The following is a 17293-nucleotide window of genomic DNA, read 5'->3' on the forward strand; positions in this document are numbered from 1 at the left end:
CCTCCGGAAGGCGGCGCCTCATTGCGCCGCGGTCGGCTTCCAGGCCTGCATCTCGGCGATCTCGCGGGTCTGGCTGTCCACGACCACCTGCGCCATGCGTCGGACCTCCGGGTCGCGGGACTCCTTCAGCGCCACCTCGGCCATGGCGACGGCGCCGCGGTGGTGCTCGATCATCTTGGCGATGTAGGCCTGATCCACGGTCTCGCCGGACGCCGCGCCCATGCGCCGGTGCATCTCGGCTTCAGACGCGGCGAAGGCCTGATCGCCCGGCGTGGCTCCGGCGCCGTGTCCCATGGCGGCGTGGTCGACGGCGGCTTCTTCCGTCGTCTTCGTCGCGGCCGCGTGGTTGGCGCTCGAGGTATCGCGCAGAGCCTGTTGCACCGGATCGCCGCCGCCGTCGCAGGCGGTCAGCAGAAGCAGGGCGGCCATCAGGAACGGCGTGCGCATCGCGGGTCTCCGGTCAATCAGCCGGCGATCCAGCCCGGCATCCAACCCTCGTGCATCTCGCGCAGATGATCCAGCGGAAGCCGGAACAGCTCGCCGGACATGAAGTCGCGGCCCCTGGCCCGGCCGACGACCGAGGCGTGTAGACCGGCGGCCTGCGCCTTCGCGATCAGGTCGGTCGGGTCGGACACGCCGACCAGATATCGGGCCTGATCCTCGCCGAACAGGAACAGGTGGGCGTGGGTGGGCGAGGTGGCGTCCAGCTCGATCCCCACGTCCGAGGCCAGCGCGATGTCCGCCGCCGCCCCGATCAGGCCGCCGTCCGACAGGTCGTGCACGCAGGTAAGGTCGCCGCTCTCGATCAGGCCGCGCACGAAGTCGCCGGTCTTGCGCTCCAGCTTCAGGTCCACCGGCGGCGGCGCGCCGTCTTCACGACCCAGTACCTCGCGCAGATAGATGGACGCGCCCAGTTCGCCATGGGTCTCGCCGATGAGCACCAGTACGTCGCCCTCGACCATCCCGCCGAAGCCGGTGACGGTGTCGTAGTTGGTCAGCAGGCCAACAGCGCCGACCGTCGGGGTCGGCGGAATGGCCGCGCCGTTGGTCTCGTTATAGAGGCTGACGTTGCCGCTCACGACCGGGAAGTCCAGCTCGCGGCAGGCCTCGGCCATGCCGTCGATGGCGCGCACGATCTGGCCCATGATCTCGGGCCGCTGCGGGTTGCCGAAGTTCAGGTTGTCGGTGATGGCGATGGGCTGCGAACCCACGGCTGTCAGGTTGCGCCAAGCCTCGGCCACGCACTGCTTGCCGCCTTCATAAGGGTCGTTCAGCACATAGCGGGGGGTGCAGTCGCTGGTCACCGCCAGACCCTTGTCCGTCCCATGCACCCGCACCACGCCCGCGTCCGCGCCGGTGGCGGAGTCATGCAGGGTGTCGGCCATGACGTGCCGGTCGTACTGCTCCCAGATCCAGCGCTTGGACGCCATGTCGGGGCAGGTCAGCACCTTGATCACCGCATCGACCCAGCTGTCGGGGGCGGGAACCTCGGCCGGCGTCAGGCGTGGCTGAAGTTCCGGCTGGACCCACGGACGGTCGTACAGGGGCGCGTCGTCGAACAGCGGGGCCAGCGGCACGTCGCAGACGACCTCGCCATGATGGTTCAGCACCAGACGGCCGGTGTCTGTGGTCTTGCCGATCACGGCGGCGTCCAGACCCCACTTCTCGAAGATGCGATAGCCGTCTTCCTCCCGGCCGGGCTTCAGCACCGCCAGCATCCGCTCCTGGCTTTCCGACAACATCATCTCATAGGCGGACATGCCCTCTTCGCGCTGCGGCACGGCGTCCATGTTCAGTTCGATGCCGACGCCGCCCTTGCCGGCCATCTCGACCGACGATGAGGTCAGGCCTGCGGCGCCCATGTCCTGAATGGCGGCCACCGCGCCCGACGCCATCAGCTCCAGCGTCGCCTCGATCAGCAGCTTCTCGGCGAAGGGGTCGCCCACCTGTACGGTCGGGCGCTTGCTCTCGGACTCGTCGTCGAACTCCGCCGAGGACATGGTCGCGCCATGGATGCCGTCGCGGCCCGTCTTGGACCCGAAATAGACGACCGACAGCCCCGACGAGGGTGCGGCCGAGTAGAAAATGCTGTCCGCCTTCGCCAGACCCACGCACATGGCATTGACCAGGATGTTGCCGTTGTAACCGGCGTGGAAGTTGGTCTCGCCCGCCACCGTCGGCACGCCCACGCAGTTGCCATAGCCGCCGATGCCCGAGACCACGCCCGACACCAGCCGCTTCGTCTTTTCATGGCTGATATCGCCGAAGCGCAGGGCGTTCAGTAGCGCAACAGGCCTCGCGCCCATGGTGAACACGTCGCGCATGATGCCGCCCACGCCCGTCGCCGCGCCCTGATAGGGCTCGATGAAGCTGGGGTGGTTGTGGCTCTCCATCTTGAAGATGCAGGCGTCGCCGTCGTCGATGTCGATGACGCCGGCGTTTTCGCCCGGTCCGCAGATCACGCGTGATCCCTTGGTCGGGAACTTGCCGAGGTGGATCTTCGACGACTTGTACGAGCAGTGCTCGGACCACATCACCGAGAAGACGCCCAGTTCGACATGGTTGGGCTCCCGGCCCAGCCGGTCGAGGACGACCTGATATTCGTTCGGGGCGAGGCCGTATTCGGCGGCCAGTTCGGCCATGGACTTTTCAGGAGCGCTCATGGCCGGGCGTCATAGCGGGACTCGGCGCGAAACGTAACCGGGAACGGCGTCCTCGCCTGTCCATTGTTGATGGAAAGGAGGCCGCCATGCCTGACCGACCCATCGACCCCGCCGCAACGCCCGAGGATCCGAACGCTCCGGAGATCGCTGCGGACGACGCCGGCGCCTCGGCCATTGCAGAGCGCGTGGCGAAAGAGGCCGCCAACGATGACCGCGAAGGCGAAGACGGGGAGGGCGTGTGATGGGCCACAGCCGCGACGACATCACCCCTGACCATCAGCAGATGGACCTCTCCAACGATCCGGAAGAAGCCAAGCGCCTGATCGAGACTGCACCTGAGCGCGCACTCGAAAGTCGCCGTCAGCGCCTGACCGGCTCGGCCGAAGGCGTGGGCAGCACAGGCTTTGACGAGGACGGCGTGTTCGAGATCGAGGGCGAAGACAAAGCTCCCGGCCAGACGTCCCCAGACTGAAGCCGTCCTCGTCGCCGGTTGGTCGCCAGAGAGGCGGTCGTCCGTCGACTCCTGGTCGCAAGCTTGACCTTATGCAGCCCTGAGTATGTATGACCTCGTCCCCGACCGGTTTCGGGGGCTAAAATGGACAGACGGACGATGCTGAGGGGCGCCTTGCTGGGCGCAGGCGGGGGGCTGGTGGCGAGCGCCGCGGCCGCGCAGGTGCCCTACTATTCCGTCGCGCCGCGGTCGGGGAACCCGGCCGAACCGGCCGCGCCCGTGTCGTCTGACATCTGGGACAGCGTCCGGGCCGAGTTCGATCTCGATCCCGACTATGTCGACCTCAGCGCCATGCTGCTGGCGTCACATCCCCGAGCGGTGCGCGAGGCGATCGACCGCTATCGCCGCGCGCTGGACCGCCAGCCGGTCGTCGCCCTCAAGGACAACAAGGATCGCCAGAACGCCGGCCGCTCCGCCGTGGCCCGCTATCTCGGTTGCGGCCGAGACCAGATCGCCCTGACCGACAGCACCACCTCGGCGGTGGCCCTCGTCTACAACGGCCTGAAGCTGAACCCCGGCGACGAAATCCTGACGGTGCGGCAGGATTACTATGTGACCCATGAAGCGGCCCGGTACGCCGCGGCCAAGCGCGGCGCGACCGTGCGGCGGGTTTCGATCCACGAAGGCGGGTCGCGAAGTGCGCGGGCGGACGAGATGGTCGACCGGGTCATCTCCGCCATCCGGCCCGAGACGCGGGTGCTCGGTCTGACCTGGGTCCAGTCGTCCACGGGTCTCAAGATCCCCGCCGCCCGGATTTCCGAACGCCTGAAGGCGATCAACGCGGACCGTCCGGCGAACCGGAAGGTGATCTTCTGTCTGGACGGCGCCCACGGCTTCGGAAATCAGGACGCCGGGCTGGACACGCTGGGCTGCGACTTCCTGATGAGCGGCTGCCACAAGTGGCTGTTCGGACCGCGCGGGACCGGCATGATCGCCGGCACGGCGGCGGGCTGGGGCGCGGTGGATCCGACAATTCCCAGCTTCCTAGATTCCGGCGCCTACTCGGGCTGGATCAACAGCGCCCCGGCTTCGCGCACGACCGGCAGTCTGATGACGCCCGGCGGCTTCAAACCGTTCGAACATCTGTGGGCTCTGCCCGAGGCGTTCCACCTGCACAATCGCGTCGGTCGTGCGGCCGTCGCCGCTCGCACGGCGGAATTGGCGGATGAACTCAAGACCTCGCTTCCGCCATTCGCGGCGTGGCCGTCCACACGCCTCAGGACGCAGAGCTGTCGGCCGGCATCGTGTCGTTCGAGATCGCGGGCGTCACACCGGCGGCGGCGGTCGAGAAGCTGCGTTCCCGCCGGATCATGGCGTCGCTGGCGCCTTACGCCCGGCAGTACGTTCGTCTGACGCCCAGCATCCGCAACAACGCCGAAGATCTGGAGCGGGCCCTGCGGGAGGTGCGTGCGCTGGCCTAGGCTGAGGCGCGCTCCACGCCCGGCTTTAGCCGGAAGGTCAGGATCACCGCGCCTACGACAACCGCCAGCGCAGCTCCTAGCGCGAGGAAGCCGAGCGATGGGTTGCGCTCCTGCTCCGCCACGAACGCGCCCAGCAGGGCCCACGAGATGGGCAGGGCGTAGGCCATGGTCCGGATGCGCTGGGTCACCGCCAGAGCGATAATCGTGATTGCGACGACAGCCCCCATCGCCACCAGCGTTCCGGTCCCACCCGTCGGAATCTGGCCGTTACCGGTCAGCACCGTGATCAGGTTCAGTGGCGCGGCCGCCGTCAGCCAGCCTGCCAGCAAGGCCAGCGGCCAGAGCGTCATCCAGCGATCGCGATCCCGCAGCGAGAGTGACCGGATCAGACCCGAATAGGTCACCAGCGGGACCAACACGGCCAGCAGGGAGCCGAAGATGATCACGATCGTCGCCAGCTCCCAATCGGCCGCGGACGCCACGATCCAGAGGCCGATCCCGAGGAAAGACACGACCGAGGGCCAGCCGAACCGGTTGATCATGTCGCTCTCACCCGTCTGGGGCAGAACCTGCCGCACGGCGTAAACGACCAGACCCAGATAAATGACCCCCCAGATCGCGAACGCGTAACTCGCCACCCTCAGATTTGCGTCGCTGTCCGCGGCGAATTCGGACGGGGTCTGGCCCCATCCACCGGCCATCTGGCCATAGGCGACGACAATGGCGAACAGCACGCTCGCCATGACGATGAAGCGACGTGTGGTCTGGGCGGGAGTGGGGCGGATGATCGACATGATGCTGGAACCGCTCAGCCTCGCGTCGGTTCAATCTTCACAAGGAGAACGCCATGACCGACGCCGATCGCCCCACCCCCGCGGAAGATCCGACCTTCGAAACCGATACCGTCGAAGCTAATCGCGCCGTCGAGAACGGGCAGGGCCTCGGCGCCCGCGAGATCGCCGCCCAGCGCGATCCCGGCGGCGTCTCGACGCCTGACGTCGACGTTGGAGACGAGGAGGACGATCTCGACGAGTCGGTCAGCGTTCAGGGCTCCACCGACGACACTCGGGGCGACGCCACGCCCTGACGACAGCTGTGCGCTGGGCTGTGAGGCTCAGCGCACCCGCGCCGGATTGCCCAAGGCGGTCGCGCTTTCGGGCACGTCACGCGTGACCACTGCGCCTGCACCGATGATCGCACCATCCCCGATCGTCACGCCCGGCAACACGATCGCGCCTCCGCCGATCCAGACGTCCGCACCGATGCTGATGGGCCGGGCCCATTCGACCCCCTTGGCCCGTTCGGCCGGATCGCGCGGATGATCCGGCGTCAGAATCTGCACCCCCGGCCCGATCTGCGTTCTCGCACCGATCCGGACCTCGCACACGTCGAGGATGACGCAGTTGAAGTTCAAAAAGGCGCCCTCGGCGAGGTGGATGTTGAAGCCATAGTCGCAGTGAAACGGCGGTCGTATCACCGCGCCATCGCCGACGGACGACAGCCGTTCCCGCAACAAGGCAAGCCTGTCCGCCGGGCTGGCGGCGAGAGCAGCGTTGTAGCGAACCATCCAGCGCTTGGCGGCGGCCTGGTCGCCGACCAGTTCGGGATCGCCGGGGTCGTAAGGCGCCCCGGCCAGCATCTTCTGCTTTTCCGTGAGCGCGGTCACGCCGCGTTGTAGATGCTCTGGAACAGCGTCGCGCCGTCGGCCGAACCCAACTCGGCCTCGAAGGCTCGATCCGGGTGGGGCATCATGCCCAGCACATTGCCGCGCGCATTCTGAAGCCCGGCGATGTCGGCGACCGAACCGTTCGGATTGTCGACGTAGCGGAACACCACCTGCCCCTCGCCCTCGATCCGCTTCAGGGTCTCCGAGTCGGCGAAGTAGTTCCCGTCGCCGTTGCCCTGGGTCATGACGACCTCGCGCTGGCCCTGATAGCCCGAGGTGAAGCGGGTCTGGCCGTTGGCGACGGTCAGGCTGATCGGTTTGCAGACGTATTTGAGCCCTGAGTTGCGCAGCAGCGCTCCCGGCAGCATTCCGGCCTCGCACAGGATCTGGAAGCCGTTGCAGATGCCGACCACCGCGACCCCGTCGTCCGCCGCCTTTTTCACCGCCTGCATGATCGGCGCTTGGGCCGCCATGGCGCCGCAACGCAGGTAGTCGCCGTAGGAGAAGCCGCCCGGCAGGACGATCAGGTCCAGCCCTGACGGGAGCTCACTCTCCTGATGCCAGACCATCTGCACCGGTTCGCCGGTGGAGCGTTCGACGGCGACCTTGCAGTCGCGATCGCAGTTGGAACCGGGGAAGACGATGACGGCTGCGCTCATGGCGCGGCCATGTAGCAGGCTTCATCGCGTCTGTCAGGCGCTCAGCCCTTGTTCTCGTAGGTCGCCGTGATCGTTGCTTTGGCGAGCGTGTGGAAGTGCAGGTTGAAGCCGTATTTGGCGCCCGAGTCCTCCGGCGTGACCGGCAGGCTGTCCACGTCCACCGCGAAGACGGTGAAGATATACCGGTGCGGCCCATGGCCCGGAGGCGGCGCGGCGCCGCCGAAGCCGGGCTCACCATAGTCGGTGCGGCCTTCGACCGCGCCTGCCGGGACCGGGCCGCCCGTCGCGATCTCGCCCACGTCCGCGGGAATGTTCGCCACGGTCCAGTGCCAGAAGCCCGAGCCGGTCGGCGCGTCCGGATCATAGACGGTGATGGCGTAGCTCTTCGTCCCCTCAGGCGCGCCTGACCATTTCAGATGCGGCGAGGTGTTGCCCTTCGCCTGCACCTGCGCGTCCGGCAGCACGCCACCGTCGGTAATGTCATTCGAGGTCAGGGTGAAGGTCATGGGCGGCTTCCGCTTTCGAGTTGAGCCAGCCTAACGCGCGACAGCGCGGATCGTCACCGTCAGTGGGCCGCGTCCTTGGCCTGTTGCGTAAAGGCGCTGTCGTCCATCAGCCCGCCCGCCAGCGCGCCCGCGAAGATCAGGCAGCAGGCCAGCACGAACAGGGCGATCAGAAGCTTGGCGATGCGGCTCACGCCACCTCGATCCGGTAGGATTCGATGACCGTGTTGGCCAGCAAGGTCTCGCACATCTTCTTCGCCTCGCCCTGCGGATCGTCGCCGGCGAAGTCGAACTCGATCAGCTTGCCGACGCGGGCGTCGGACACCCCGCCCCAGCCCAGACCCTTCAGGGCGCCCTCGACGGCCTTGCCCTGAACGTCCAGCACGCCGGGTTTCAGGAACACATGCACCTTCACCTTGGCCATCAGTGCAGTCCCCCCTGAATCACGGTCGGCATGCCCTTCATGATCCCCAGGCGGCGCGCGACTTCGGTGTAGCTCTCGATCACATTGCCCAGATCGCGGCGGAAGCGGTCCTTGTCCAGCTTCTCGCCGGTCGTCATGTCCCACAGACGGCAGCTGTCCGGGCTGATCTCGTCGGCCAGGATCACGCGGGCGAACTCGTTCTCCCAGACGCGGCCGAACTCGATCTTGAAGTCGATCAGCTGGATGCCGACGGCGCCGAACATGCCCGACAGATAGTCGTTCACCCGCACCGTCATCGCCAGGATGTCATCCAGTTCCTGCGTCGAGGCCCAGTTGAAGGCGGTGATGTGCTCTTCGGTCACCATCGGATCGTTGAGCTCGTCTTTCTTCAGGTAGAACTCGATGATCGACCGCGGCAGGGGCGTGCCTTCCTCGATGCCGAGGCGCTTGCTCATCGATCCGGCCACCACGTTGCGGCAGACGACTTCCAGCGGAATGATCTCGACTTCCCGGATCAGTTGCTCGCGCAGGTTCAGGCGTTTGATGAAGTGGTTGGTCACGCCAATGCCGTTCAGGCGCGACATGACGAACTCGCTGATCTGGTTGTTGATGACGCCCTTGCCCTCTAGCTGGGCCTTCTTTTCGCCGTTGAAGGCGGTGGCGTCGTCCTTGAAGTACTGGATCAGGGTGCCGGGCTCCGGTCCTTCGTACAGGATCTTGGCCTTGCCCTCGTAGAGCTTCTTGCGCTTGACGTTCATGCTCGGTCTCGCCCCGCCGGAAACGAAAATCGCGCGGCTGGAGCCAGTCCAGGCGGCGCGACGGTGAATCGGGCGGGCAGGGGAATTTGACGCGGCGCAACCTAGCGGAACGGCGTGCGCGACACAAACGCCACGTGGGAAAAGTCGGCTTCCGGACGGTGTCGGGTTTCGATTGCGTCCGGCGTGGGGCGGCTATAGATCACCTCGACCTGGCCGCTCCGCGGCCCAAGCGGAGCCTCAAGTACGCCCATGACCACCTTCGACGATCGGGAAAAGGGCTTCGAATCCAAGTTCGCGCTCGATCAGGCTCAGGAATTCAAGGCCGTGGCCCGCCGCAACAAGCTGCTGGGCCTGTGGGCTGCCGAGAAAATGGGACTGAACGCCGACAGTGCCGACCAGTACGCCTCGGCCGTGGTCAAGGCTGATTTCGAACAGCCGGGCGAGGAAGACGTCTACCGCAAGATCCAGCAGGATCTGGAAGGCGCCGGTCTCGTGGTGTCCGAAGGCGAAATCCGCCGCAAGATGGACGAGCTGTCGTCCGTTGCCCGCGAGCAAATCCGAAACGACGGCTAGGACAGGATCTGTCAGCCACAAAAAAGGGCCGCTCCATCGCTGGAGCGGCCCTTTCGCTGTCTGGCCGAGAGTTAGTTCGGCATCAGGACCGTGTCGACGATGTGCACCACACCGTTCGACTGGCCGACGTCAGCCTGGGTGATGGTCGAGGTGCCGCCCTTGGCGTCGGTGACGACCCACGAGCCATTCGGGCCGGCGGAGACCTTCAGCTGTTCGCCCTGCACGGTGGTCAGGGTTGCAGTCCCGCCACCAGCCTGCGCCTGTGTTTGCAGGTCGGCAGCGGTCAGGCGACCGGGGACGACGTGATAGGTCAGGATCTTGGTCAGGTCGGCCTTGCCGGCGGGCGCCATCAGGCTGTCACGGGTGGCGGCCGGAATCTTTTCAAAGGCGGCGTTGTCCGGCGCGAAGACGGTGAACGGTCCGGCGCCGCCGAGCGTCTCGGCCAAGCCTGCGGCCTGAACCGCGCTGACCAGCGTGGTCAGGTTCGGAGCCTTGGCGGCGTTGGCGACGATGGTGTCGTTAGGGCTCATGGCGACGCCGCCGACCATGGGATCGGTGCTGGCGGGGGCCATGGCGGAGGCGTCGGTGGCGGCGGGCGCGGCGGCGGGCGTTTCTTCGGCCTTATTACAGGCCGCGAGGCCCAGAACGGCGATCGAGGCGGCAGTCATGGCGAGAATGCGGGAATTCATGGTGACTTCTCCTGAGAACGGCCGCGCGTACGGCGGCGTCGTGTAAGAGACGGTTCAGCCGCCCAAAGGATGCGTTTGTGATCACGTTTCCCGGCGTGACACGTGATCGCATGCGGTGTCACCGAGACATCGGCTAGCCTGAAACAGCCGCCCGCAAGACCGCCCAGGCTGTCGCTTTGTCGGCGTACGACTGCGTATGTGCGGGACTGGACGACGGCAGATCGATCAGGCGCAGGCCCGGCGCCGCGCCGAGAGAGCGACGTCCGATACGCGCGGCCGTCGCGCCGTTGAAGGCGACGGCGCGCAGCTCAGGCAGGTTGGCCACGAGTTGACGGAGATCAGATGCCTCGGCATTTCGGATCGCCTGGTCGAGGCTGCCCCTTCGTTCCGCCCGGGCGATGACGTCCCACAGGCCCAGATGCGCCGCTCTGAGGGCCTCAAGCCGATCCGGATAAGCCAGACCGGCCAGATCGCGCTCGATGACGCCGCCCAGAAGCCGCCAGAAGGCATTACGCGGGTGAGCGTAATACTGGGCTGCTTCGAGCGAAGCGTCGCCCGGTAGGCTGCCGAGGATCAGCAGCCGCGTCCTCGCGTCGACGACCGGGTCGAAGGCGCGTTTCAGGCTCACGCTGCTCCGAAAACCCGCGTGAAGACGGTGTCGACGTGCTTGGTGTGGTAGCCGAGGTCGAACAGAGCCTCGAGCTGGTCATGCGGCAGCGTCACCCGCTCGTCCGCCTTCAGGAAGTCGATAAACTTGCCTTCGCCGCGCCAGACCCTCATCGCGTTCTCCTGAACGGCGGCATAGGCGCTCTCGCGCGACACGCCCGCCTGCGTCAGGGCCAGCATCACCCGCTGCGAGTGCACCAGTCCGCCCAGCAGGTCGATGTTCTTCTGCATGTTCTCCGGATAGACGTTCAGCCGCTCGACCACGTTCGCCAACCGGTGGAGGGCGAAGTCCAGATGGATGGTGGCGTCCGGGCCGATGCCGCGCTCGACCGAAGAGTGGCTGATGTCCCGTTCGTGCCACAGGGCGACGTTCTCCATCGCCGGGACGACCGCCGAACGGACCAGCCGGGCCAGACCCGTCAGGTTCTCCGTCAGGATCGGGTTGCGCTTGTGCGGCATGGCCGACGAGCCCTTCTGGCCCTTGTCGAAGAACTCCTCGGCCTCGAGGACTTCCGTGCGCTGCAGGTGGCGGATCTCGGTCGCCAGCCGCTCGATCGACGAGGCGACGACACCCAGGGCCGCGAAGAAGGCGGCGTGACGGTCGCGCGGGATCACCTGCGTCGAGACCGGCTCGACCTGCAGACCCATCTTGTCGGCGACGTATTGCTCCACCGCCGGATCGACGTTGGCGAAGGTGCCCACGGCGCCCGAGATGGCGCAGGTGGCGATCTCTTCCTTGGCGGTGATCAGGCGACGTTTCGCCCGCTGGAACTCGGCGTGATAGCCGGCCAGCTTCAGGCCGAAGGTGATCGGCTCGGCGTGGATGCCGTGGCTGCGGCCGACTTCCGGCGTGAACTTGTGCTCCTTGGCCCGCGTCTCCAGCGCCGCCAGCACCCGGTCGACGCCGCCGATCAGCAGGTCCGAGGCCCGGGCCAGCTGCACCGCAAAACAGGTGTCCAGCACGTCCGACGACGTCATGCCCTGGTGCAGGAAGCGCGCCTCGTCGCCGACGATCTCTGAAACATGGGTCAGGAAGGCGATGACGTCGTGCTTGGTGGTGCGCTCGATCTCGTCAATACGGTCGGCGTCGAACACCGCGTCCTTGCCCTTGGCCCAGATCGCCTCGGCGGCTTCAGCCGGAATGACGCCCAGCTCGGCCATCTTGGTGGCGGCGTGGGCCTCGATCTCGAACCAGATCCGGTACTTGGTCTCCTGCGACCAGATGGCGACGGCGTCGGGGCGGGAATAGCGCGTGATCATGGACGCGCCGTGTCGGGGCAGGGGCGTTCCGAGTCAAGCGCCGCTTGTGTTTCGGGCGATCAAACTCAGGCTACCCGCCGTGGCGAATCCGGCGCTGTCGCCGTATGCCGTCCGTGAACCTCGGGAGGGTCGTATGGAACTGATCATCGGACCGCGTCTGTATTCGACCTGGTCGCTGCGCCCGTGGCTGGTGCTGAAACGCTGCGGCGCTGAGTTCACGGTGACCGAACTCGACATCTACTCCCCCGCCGGTCAGGCCGAGCTGGAGCGGATTTCGCCGTCGCGGCTCGTGCCCCTGCTCAAGGTCGATGGCGAGACGGTCTGGGATTCCATGGCCATCTCCGTCTGGGCGGCAGAGCGGTACCCCGAAGCGAAGTTATGGCCGTCGGACGCCCACGCGCGCTGGCTGGCCCGCTCGGCCGCCTGCGAGATGCACGGCGGCTTTATGGCCCTGCGCACCTATTGCGGCATGGGTCCGGACCACACCATGGTCGGGCCGGATCGCTCGCCGACCCCGACCGGCGAGGGGCTGGAGCGGGATATTCGCCGGATCGTCGGCCTGTGGCGCGACATGCGCGCCCGGTTCGGTCAGGGCGGCCCCTATCTGTTCGGCGAGTGGTCGGTGCCGGACGCCTTCTTCACTCCCGTGGCCACCCGCTTCCGGCACTTCCAGGTCGATCTTGCGGCGTACGGCGATGAGGATGGGACGGCGGCGGCCTATCGCGACGCCCTGCTGGCCCAGCCGGACTTCCTTGAGTGGTCGGCGGCAGCGTTGCGTTAACCGCACACTCCAATCCGAACTTAAGATACGACCGCTATCGTGGGAGCCTGATGACGCCCGTGGCGTTCAGGGGATGTGATGCAGACCCAAGCCCAACAGCCCGCCGCCAAACGCCCCAGCCTGATGGTTTACGGGGTGATGATCATTGTCGCCTGCTGTCTGCCGGCGCTGCTTCTGGTGCGTATCTAGGACTTATTGCCCGCCGCTCGTCGTCGCGACCGAGGCGAGTTGAACCGGTGCGGTCTCCACCGGCTGCGGCGGCGGGGCGACATAGTCCAGCGCCAGCGGAACCAGCGTCGCGCCCGAGGCCACGGCGTCCAGCGTGTTCAACGGCCGGCCGTTCATACGCTGATAGATCCAGTAGGCGGCGACGACCTTCTCCACATACTCGCGCGCCTGCGGCACCTCGATCGTCTCGATCAGCAGCAGCGGGTCGGCGTTCTGGCCCAACTGGCTGACGGCTTTCACCATCGGACCCGGCCCGGCGTTGTAGGACGAGGCCGCTCGAAGCAGGTCCCCGTTGATCGCCGGCATGGCCAGCACGCGGGTCACATAGGCCTGACCCAGGCGCGCATTGACCGCCGGATCGAACAGCTGGGTCGGGTTGCGGGCGAAGGTCCGGTCGTTGGTCAGCTCGGACGCCGTCGTCGGCATCACCTGCATCAGGCCGTAGGCGCCGGCGCCCGAGCGGGCACGGGCGTTGAAGTTGGTTTCCTTGCGGGCGATCGCATAGACCAGCGAGCGCTCGATGGTGAAGCCGCCCTGCGGGTCGATCACCGGCTGGGGATACAGGGTCGCGTCGATCCGGCGGGCGTCGCCGTCCGCGCCGACCACGCCCCGGCCCAGCGCGCGGCCGAGCGCGGCCCACATCTGGCGGCCCTTGTCCGTGACGGCGGCCCGGATGCCGACGCGCAGCTCGTCGCGGGCGTCCGACCGGCGGCCCACTTCATAGAAGGCGACGGTGCGGCGCGCCTGTGCGTCTTCGCGTACAAACGCGTCCAGCTCGTCCGCCCCGACCCCGACCGGCTCGTCATAGGCGGCTGTCTGGTAGGGGCGGGCCTCGCCATAGGCCGTGGGGCCGAGGTTCTCGATGGTCGGCTCTATGCCCAGCTGACGCATGGCGATCTGGCCGTAGAAGCTGGCCGGCCAACTGGCCGAGCGGTGCAGCAGCGGCTGGACCTGATCCAGCTGGCCCGACTGGCCCGCCGCCCGCGCCGCCCAGAAGGCCGCGCCGGCGCGAACCCAGCCGTCCTCGGTCGGATCGTCCAGCACGCGCTGGAATGCGGTCTTCGCCTTGCCGAACTCGCCCAGCCGGTACTGAGCCAGACCCACGGTCCACCAGTCGCCCAGCTGTTCGCCGACAGTGGCCGCGGTGAACATGTCGTTGTCGTTGTAGGCGACGCGCGCGGCCTTGGCCGGGTCGCCCGTGCTGTTGCCGCCCGCCTGCGCCACGGCGGCCCAAGTGCGGCTGCTGATGATCACACCCGACGGACGGCGAGGGTCCGGCGCGCCGTCGGGGCGGCGGCTGACCGCCAGATCGTAGACCCGGCGGGCGCACGGCAGGTCGGCGTATTCGTCAAGCCAGGCCGACAGCTCCTCATAGGTAGCGGTGTAGTCGCGGTGGAACAGGCGTTCGAACTCGACCTGACCCAGCAGGACGCGATCCTGCGCCTGACGCGCCGCCGTGCGGGCGGTCTCGAGATCGCCGCGGCGAAGGGCGTCGAAGGCGGTGGTGTAGCTCAGGCGATCCGCGGCGCTCAGCGCGGACGGCGCGCGCCGGCTGCCTTCCTCGGCATGAGAGGCGGCCGCAAATGCGCACAACGCGATAGCCAACGTCGGCGCGAAAAACGCGCGGCGGAAACAAGACACCACTACGGCGGCCCCCCTGAGAGCGCGAAATCAGCCGTCTCGACACGGTCCGCTTCGTCGCTGTTCGTTTGGTCGTCAGACCCTGTATGCCCGTGCAATCGGGGTCCGTGTCAAGTTTCCGGGGGATTTGAGGCGCTTTTGAGTCGCCTCACGCGGGAGTGATCAGGCCTCGTCCAGCCGCGCCGCCAGCGCCAGCAGGTCGGCCCAGGCCGCCTTCTTCGCCATCGGCGTGCGCAGCAGGAAGGCGGGGTGCAGCGTCGGCATGACCGGGGCGGACACAGCGCCCTCCGGCAACCGCCATTCCTTCCACTGGCCCCTCAGCCGCATGATTCCCTCATCCGTCGACAGCACCGATTTCGACGCCGCCGCGCCCAGCAGCAGCACGGCCTTGGGCTGCAGCAGGGCGAAGGCGCGCTCGACGAAGGGGGCGCAGATGGTCTGTTCGACCGGCGTCGGCGTCCGGTTGCCCGGCGGCCGCCAGAAGACGGTGTTGGTGATGAAGGCTCGCTCGCCCAGCCCCGCCGCGTCCAGCATCCGGTCCAGAAGTTGCCCCGCCTTGCCGACGAACGGCTTGCCTTGAGCATCCTCGTCCGCGCCCGGGCCCTCGCCGATCACCAGCAGGTCGCCCTCCGGATTGCCGCGCGAGAAGACCGACTGGGTCGCGCCCATGCCGCTGAGCGGACAGCCTGTGAACCCGGCGATCGCCAGTCCCAGCGCCTCCAGCGTCTCCGCCCCCGCCGCCAGCCTGCGCGCCTCGGCGATCGCGTCGCCGGACGCCTGCACCGGCGCCGCCCCGATCGAGGCGGTCGCCTTGGCCACCGCCTTCACGGAGGGCGTCGGCGCCACATGCGTCCGATCGACCGGCGCATCCTCGAAACAGGCGTCGACCCCCGCATCGCGCCAGAAGGCGAGCAGGCTTTCGGCGGCGGCCGTATCGAGGGGCTGTGTGTTCATGCGTCTGAGGCGCAGGGATAAGCCTTGACCGCCCCCGCGTCACCTCCCGATAACCGCATGTAACAAGACGACACTGACGACGAGGAAGACCGGGCATGGCCGAGATCGAGGGCGGGGCGACCAACGCCTGGCAGGAAGCCGTGATCGACAAGCTGCCGGCGGCCGAGGCTCTGACGGGCGTCGAGCGCGAGGTGATGGAATACGACGTCGTCATCGTCGGTGGCGGTCCCGCCGGCCTGTCGGCCGCCATCCGCCTGAAGCAGCGCGCGGAAAAGGACGGCAAGGAGATCTCCGTCGCCGTGCTGGAGAAATCCGCCGAGATCGGCGGCCACATCCTGTCGGGAGCCGTCATCGATCCCAAGGCGCTGAACGAACTCTTCCCCGACTGGAAGGCCCGCGGTGCGCCGCTGGAGACGCCGGTCACCGAGGACCGCTTCCTGCTGCTGGGCCCGGCGGGGCAGGCGTCGCTGCCCATGTTCGCCATGCCGCCGCTGATGCACAACGACGGCTGCTACATCGCCTCATTGGCCAACCTCGCCCGCTGGCTGGGCGAACAGGCCGAGGCTCTGGGCGTCGAGGTCTATCCCGGCATGGCCGCCAGCCATGTGGTCTGGGATGACGCCACGGGCCGGGTGAAGGGCGTCGTCGCCGGCGTCTTCGGCATCGACCGCGAGGGCAAGCCGACCGGTGAGTTCCAGCCCGGCATCGAGCTGCACGGCAAATACGTCTTCATCGCCGAGGGCGTGCGCGGCTCGCTGGCCAAGACCATCATGGCCCGCCACAACCTGTGTGACTCGGCCGACCCACAGAAGTTCGGCATCGGCCTGAAAGAGCTGTGGCAGATCCCGGCGGACAAGCATCGCCCCGGTCTGGTCCAGCATTCCACCGGCTGGCCGCTGGACGAGAACACCGGCGGCGGCAGCTTCCTGTATCACTTCGGCGATCGCTACGTGGCCATCGGCTACGTCGTGCACCTCAACTACAAAAACCCGTTCCTGTCGCCGTTCGACGAGTTCCAACGCTTCAAGCACCACCCGGCGATCGCCGAGCATCTGGAAGGCGGAACCCGCATCTCCTACGGCGCCCGTGCGATCACCGAGGGCGGCTTCCAGTCCGTGCCGAAGCTGGCCTTCCCGGGCGGCGCCCTGATCGGCTGCTCGGCCGGCTTCGTGAACGTGCCCCGCATCAAGGGCAGCCACAACGCCATGAAGACCGGCATGCTGGCCGCCGACGCCGCCTATGACGCCGTCGTCGCCGGCCGCGAAGGCGATGTGCTGGACGCTTATCAGACAGCCTATGAGAAGAGCTGGGTCTACAAGGAGCTCAAGCAGGTCCGGAACGCCAAACCCTATCTGTCGAAGTTCGGCACCACGATCGGCGGCGCGCTGGGCGTGATGGACATGTGGTTCTCGTCGCTCACCGGTCTGAACGTCCCGTGGACCCTGAAGCACGGCAAAACAGACGCCGCCTCGACCGGCAAGGCTGCGGACCACAAGCCGATCGCCTATCCCAAGCCCGACGGGAAGCTGTCGTTCGACAAGCTGTCATCGGTGTTCATCTCCAACACCAATCACGCCGAGGAACAGCCCGCCCACCTGCGCCTGCTCGATCCGTCGGTGCCGATCCGGGTCAACCTGCCGCTTTATGGCGAGCCGGCCCGTCTCTACTGCCCGGCCGGCGTGTACGAAGTCCTGTACGACGAGAAGGGCGCCGACCCGCGCTTCCAGATCAACGCCCAGAACTGCGTCCACTGCAAAACCTGCGACATCAAGGACCCGTCTCAGAACATCGTCTGGACCACGCCCGAGGGCGGCGGCGGGCCCAACTATCCGAACATGTAACGGGACAGACACGTCAGGCCTTGTCGTCGCCGCATATTCGGGAAAGGTTCGGGCC

At 67.2% G+C, this 17293-nt stretch carries 21 protein-coding genes; 7 read left to right on the forward strand and 14 right to left on the reverse strand.

The window, feature by feature from the left end:
• Positions 1–18 precede the first annotated feature (18 nt).
• Both ACIQC9_RS02285 and purL read right to left on the reverse strand, forming a co-directional pair.
• The gene (locus ACIQC9_RS02285) at positions 19–447 is read right to left on the reverse strand and encodes a DUF305 domain-containing protein (RefSeq protein WP_400611995.1); all 429 of its coding nucleotides are present in this window, start codon (positions 445–447) and stop codon (positions 19–21) included.
• A gap of 17 nt (positions 448–464) precedes the next feature.
• Entirely contained in the window at positions 465–2663 is a 2199-nt protein-coding gene (purL, locus tag ACIQC9_RS02290) for a phosphoribosylformylglycinamidine synthase subunit PurL (RefSeq protein ID WP_400611996.1), read from the reverse strand.
• Between the two features lie 86 nt (positions 2664–2749).
• Between purL and ACIQC9_RS02295 the strand changes: the two genes are divergently transcribed.
• The 3 genes from ACIQC9_RS02295 (at position 2750) to ACIQC9_RS02305 (ending at position 4527) form a co-directional block, all read left to right on the forward strand.
• A complete protein-coding gene (locus tag ACIQC9_RS02295; protein WP_400611997.1) occupies positions 2750–2905 on the forward strand; it encodes a hypothetical protein in 156 nt (51 codons plus the stop codon).
• Positions 2905–3135 carry a hypothetical protein gene (locus tag ACIQC9_RS02300; RefSeq protein WP_400611998.1) on the forward strand — a complete coding sequence of 77 codons (231 nt, stop codon included), beginning with the start codon at positions 2905–2907 and terminating at the stop codon, positions 3133–3135. Before ACIQC9_RS02295 ends, ACIQC9_RS02300 begins: the two co-directional genes overlap by 1 nt.
• A gap of 123 nt (positions 3136–3258) precedes the next feature.
• Positions 3259–4527 (forward strand): aminotransferase class V-fold PLP-dependent enzyme, encoded by a 1269-nt coding sequence (locus ACIQC9_RS02305; RefSeq protein WP_400611999.1) that lies wholly within the window; start codon positions 3259–3261, stop codon positions 4525–4527.
• 64 nt (positions 4528–4591) lie between these two features.
• On the opposite strand, the gene ACIQC9_RS02310 is transcribed toward ACIQC9_RS02305, so the two are convergent.
• Positions 4592–5389 carry a hypothetical protein gene (locus tag ACIQC9_RS02310; RefSeq protein ID WP_400612000.1) on the reverse strand — a complete coding sequence of 266 codons (798 nt, stop codon included), beginning with the start codon at positions 5387–5389 and terminating at the stop codon, positions 4592–4594.
• Between the two features lie 53 nt (positions 5390–5442).
• On the opposite strand from ACIQC9_RS02310, the gene ACIQC9_RS02315 reads away from it, so the two are divergent.
• A complete protein-coding gene (locus tag ACIQC9_RS02315) occupies positions 5443–5682 on the forward strand; it encodes a hypothetical protein (protein ID WP_400612001.1) in 240 nt (79 codons plus the stop codon).
• 27 nt (positions 5683–5709) lie between these two features.
• Here ACIQC9_RS02315 and ACIQC9_RS02320 read toward each other — a convergent pair whose 3' ends face one another.
• Genes ACIQC9_RS02320 through purC form a run of 6 tightly spaced genes read right to left on the reverse strand, consistent with a single transcriptional unit; the run spans position 5710 to position 8605 of the window.
• Positions 5710–6261: a sugar O-acetyltransferase gene (locus tag ACIQC9_RS02320; protein WP_400612002.1), complete on the reverse strand. Its 552-nt coding sequence runs from the start codon at positions 6259–6261 to the stop codon at positions 5710–5712.
• A complete protein-coding gene (purQ, locus tag ACIQC9_RS02325; protein WP_400612003.1) occupies positions 6258–6920 on the reverse strand; it encodes a phosphoribosylformylglycinamidine synthase subunit PurQ in 663 nt (220 codons plus the stop codon). The genes ACIQC9_RS02320 and purQ overlap by 4 nt, the downstream gene beginning before the upstream one ends.
• A 41-nt stretch (positions 6921–6961) precedes the next feature.
• Entirely contained in the window at positions 6962–7426 is a 465-nt protein-coding gene (locus ACIQC9_RS02330) for a YbhB/YbcL family Raf kinase inhibitor-like protein (RefSeq protein WP_400612004.1), read from the reverse strand.
• Positions 7427–7485: 59 nt separating this feature from the next.
• The gene (locus tag ACIQC9_RS02335; RefSeq protein WP_400612005.1) at positions 7486–7617 is read right to left on the reverse strand and encodes a hypothetical protein; all 132 of its coding nucleotides are present in this window, start codon (positions 7615–7617) and stop codon (positions 7486–7488) included.
• Positions 7614–7847, reverse strand: a complete 234-nt coding sequence (gene purS / locus ACIQC9_RS02340; RefSeq protein ID WP_400612006.1) for a phosphoribosylformylglycinamidine synthase subunit PurS — start codon at positions 7845–7847, stop codon at positions 7614–7616. Before purS ends, ACIQC9_RS02335 begins: the two co-directional genes overlap by 4 nt.
• A complete protein-coding gene (gene purC / locus ACIQC9_RS02345; RefSeq protein WP_400612007.1) occupies positions 7847–8605 on the reverse strand; it encodes a phosphoribosylaminoimidazolesuccinocarboxamide synthase in 759 nt (252 codons plus the stop codon). Before purC ends, purS begins: the two co-directional genes overlap by 1 nt.
• 249 nt (positions 8606–8854) lie before the next feature.
• On the opposite strand from purC, the gene ACIQC9_RS02350 reads away from it, so the two are divergent.
• Positions 8855–9178, forward strand: coding sequence for a DUF1476 domain-containing protein (locus tag ACIQC9_RS02350; protein ID WP_400612008.1), 324 nt, complete (start codon positions 8855–8857; stop codon positions 9176–9178).
• A 71-nt stretch (positions 9179–9249) separates the two neighbouring features.
• Here the strand turns inward: ACIQC9_RS02350 and ACIQC9_RS02355 are convergent, their stop codons facing one another.
• The 3 genes from ACIQC9_RS02355 to purB all read right to left on the reverse strand — a co-directional run bounded on the left by ACIQC9_RS02355 (position 9250) and on the right by purB (position 11793).
• Positions 9250–9867, reverse strand: a complete 618-nt coding sequence (locus ACIQC9_RS02355) for a fasciclin domain-containing protein (RefSeq protein WP_400612009.1) — start codon at positions 9865–9867, stop codon at positions 9250–9252.
• Positions 9868–10000: 133 nt separating this feature from the next.
• Complete coding sequence (locus ACIQC9_RS02360; protein WP_400612010.1) at positions 10001–10495, reverse strand: DNA-deoxyinosine glycosylase; 495 nt, start codon at positions 10493–10495, stop codon at positions 10001–10003.
• A complete protein-coding gene (gene purB / locus ACIQC9_RS02365; protein ID WP_400612011.1) occupies positions 10492–11793 on the reverse strand; it encodes an adenylosuccinate lyase in 1302 nt (433 codons plus the stop codon). Before purB ends, ACIQC9_RS02360 begins: the two co-directional genes overlap by 4 nt.
• Before the next feature lie 133 nt (positions 11794–11926).
• Between purB and ACIQC9_RS02370 the strand changes: the two genes are divergently transcribed.
• Entirely contained in the window at positions 11927–12574 is a 648-nt protein-coding gene (locus tag ACIQC9_RS02370) for a glutathione S-transferase (protein ID WP_400612012.1), read from the forward strand.
• Between the two features lie 192 nt (positions 12575–12766).
• On the opposite strand, the gene ACIQC9_RS02375 is transcribed toward ACIQC9_RS02370, so the two are convergent.
• Positions 12767–14407, reverse strand: a complete 1641-nt coding sequence (locus tag ACIQC9_RS02375) for a lytic transglycosylase domain-containing protein (RefSeq protein WP_400612014.1) — start codon at positions 14405–14407, stop codon at positions 12767–12769.
• A gap of 198 nt (positions 14408–14605) precedes the next feature.
• Complete coding sequence (locus ACIQC9_RS02380) at positions 14606–15397, reverse strand: uracil-DNA glycosylase family protein (RefSeq protein WP_400612016.1); 792 nt, start codon at positions 15395–15397, stop codon at positions 14606–14608.
• Between the two features lie 194 nt (positions 15398–15591).
• Between ACIQC9_RS02380 and ACIQC9_RS02385 the strand changes: the two genes are divergently transcribed.
• The gene (locus ACIQC9_RS02385; protein WP_400615356.1) at positions 15592–17238 is read left to right on the forward strand and encodes an electron transfer flavoprotein-ubiquinone oxidoreductase; all 1647 of its coding nucleotides are present in this window, start codon (positions 15592–15594) and stop codon (positions 17236–17238) included.
• The last annotated feature ends 55 nt before the right edge of the window (positions 17239–17293 follow it).

Origin of the sequence: Brevundimonas sp. NPDC092305 (assembly GCF_044755415.1) — a bacterium.
In the GTDB taxonomy this organism is placed as follows: Bacteria; Pseudomonadota; Alphaproteobacteria; order Caulobacterales; family Caulobacteraceae; genus Brevundimonas.

What these genes read in the sequence shown, in the direction of transcription:
- ACIQC9_RS02300 (WP_400611998.1), top strand. Translation starts at nt 2,905, where the DNA reads ATGGGCCACAGCCGCGACGACATCACCCCTGACCATCAGCAGATGGAC.
- ACIQC9_RS02370 (WP_400612012.1), top strand. Translation starts at nt 11,927, where the DNA reads ATGGAACTGATCATCGGACCGCGTCTGTATTCGACCTGGTCGCTGCGC.
- ACIQC9_RS02380 (WP_400612016.1), bottom strand. Translation starts at nt 15,397, where the DNA reads ATGAACACACAGCCCCTCGATACGGCCGCCGCCGAAAGCCTGCTCGCC.
- ACIQC9_RS02350 (WP_400612008.1), top strand. Translation starts at nt 8,855, where the DNA reads ATGACCACCTTCGACGATCGGGAAAAGGGCTTCGAATCCAAGTTCGCG.
- purQ (WP_400612003.1), bottom strand. Translation starts at nt 6,920, where the DNA reads ATGAGCGCAGCCGTCATCGTCTTCCCCGGTTCCAACTGCGATCGCGAC.
- ACIQC9_RS02305 (WP_400611999.1), top strand. Translation starts at nt 3,259, where the DNA reads ATGGACAGACGGACGATGCTGAGGGGCGCCTTGCTGGGCGCAGGCGGG.
- ACIQC9_RS02315 (WP_400612001.1), top strand. Translation starts at nt 5,443, where the DNA reads ATGACCGACGCCGATCGCCCCACCCCCGCGGAAGATCCGACCTTCGAA.
- purL (WP_400611996.1), bottom strand. Translation starts at nt 2,663, where the DNA reads ATGAGCGCTCCTGAAAAGTCCATGGCCGAACTGGCCGCCGAATACGGC.
- ACIQC9_RS02355 (WP_400612009.1), bottom strand. Translation starts at nt 9,867, where the DNA reads ATGAATTCCCGCATTCTCGCCATGACTGCCGCCTCGATCGCCGTTCTG.
- ACIQC9_RS02385 (WP_400615356.1), top strand. Translation starts at nt 15,592, where the DNA reads ATGGAATACGACGTCGTCATCGTCGGTGGCGGTCCCGCCGGCCTGTCG.
- purS (WP_400612006.1), bottom strand. Translation starts at nt 7,847, where the DNA reads ATGGCCAAGGTGAAGGTGCATGTGTTCCTGAAACCCGGCGTGCTGGAC.
- purC (WP_400612007.1), bottom strand. Translation starts at nt 8,605, where the DNA reads ATGAACGTCAAGCGCAAGAAGCTCTACGAGGGCAAGGCCAAGATCCTG.
- ACIQC9_RS02285 (WP_400611995.1), bottom strand. Translation starts at nt 447, where the DNA reads ATGCGCACGCCGTTCCTGATGGCCGCCCTGCTTCTGCTGACCGCCTGC.
- ACIQC9_RS02330 (WP_400612004.1), bottom strand. Translation starts at nt 7,426, where the DNA reads ATGACCTTCACCCTGACCTCGAATGACATTACCGACGGTGGCGTGCTG.
- purB (WP_400612011.1), bottom strand. Translation starts at nt 11,793, where the DNA reads ATGATCACGCGCTATTCCCGCCCCGACGCCGTCGCCATCTGGTCGCAG.
- ACIQC9_RS02310 (WP_400612000.1), bottom strand. Translation starts at nt 5,389, where the DNA reads ATGTCGATCATCCGCCCCACTCCCGCCCAGACCACACGTCGCTTCATC.
- ACIQC9_RS02295 (WP_400611997.1), top strand. Translation starts at nt 2,750, where the DNA reads ATGCCTGACCGACCCATCGACCCCGCCGCAACGCCCGAGGATCCGAAC.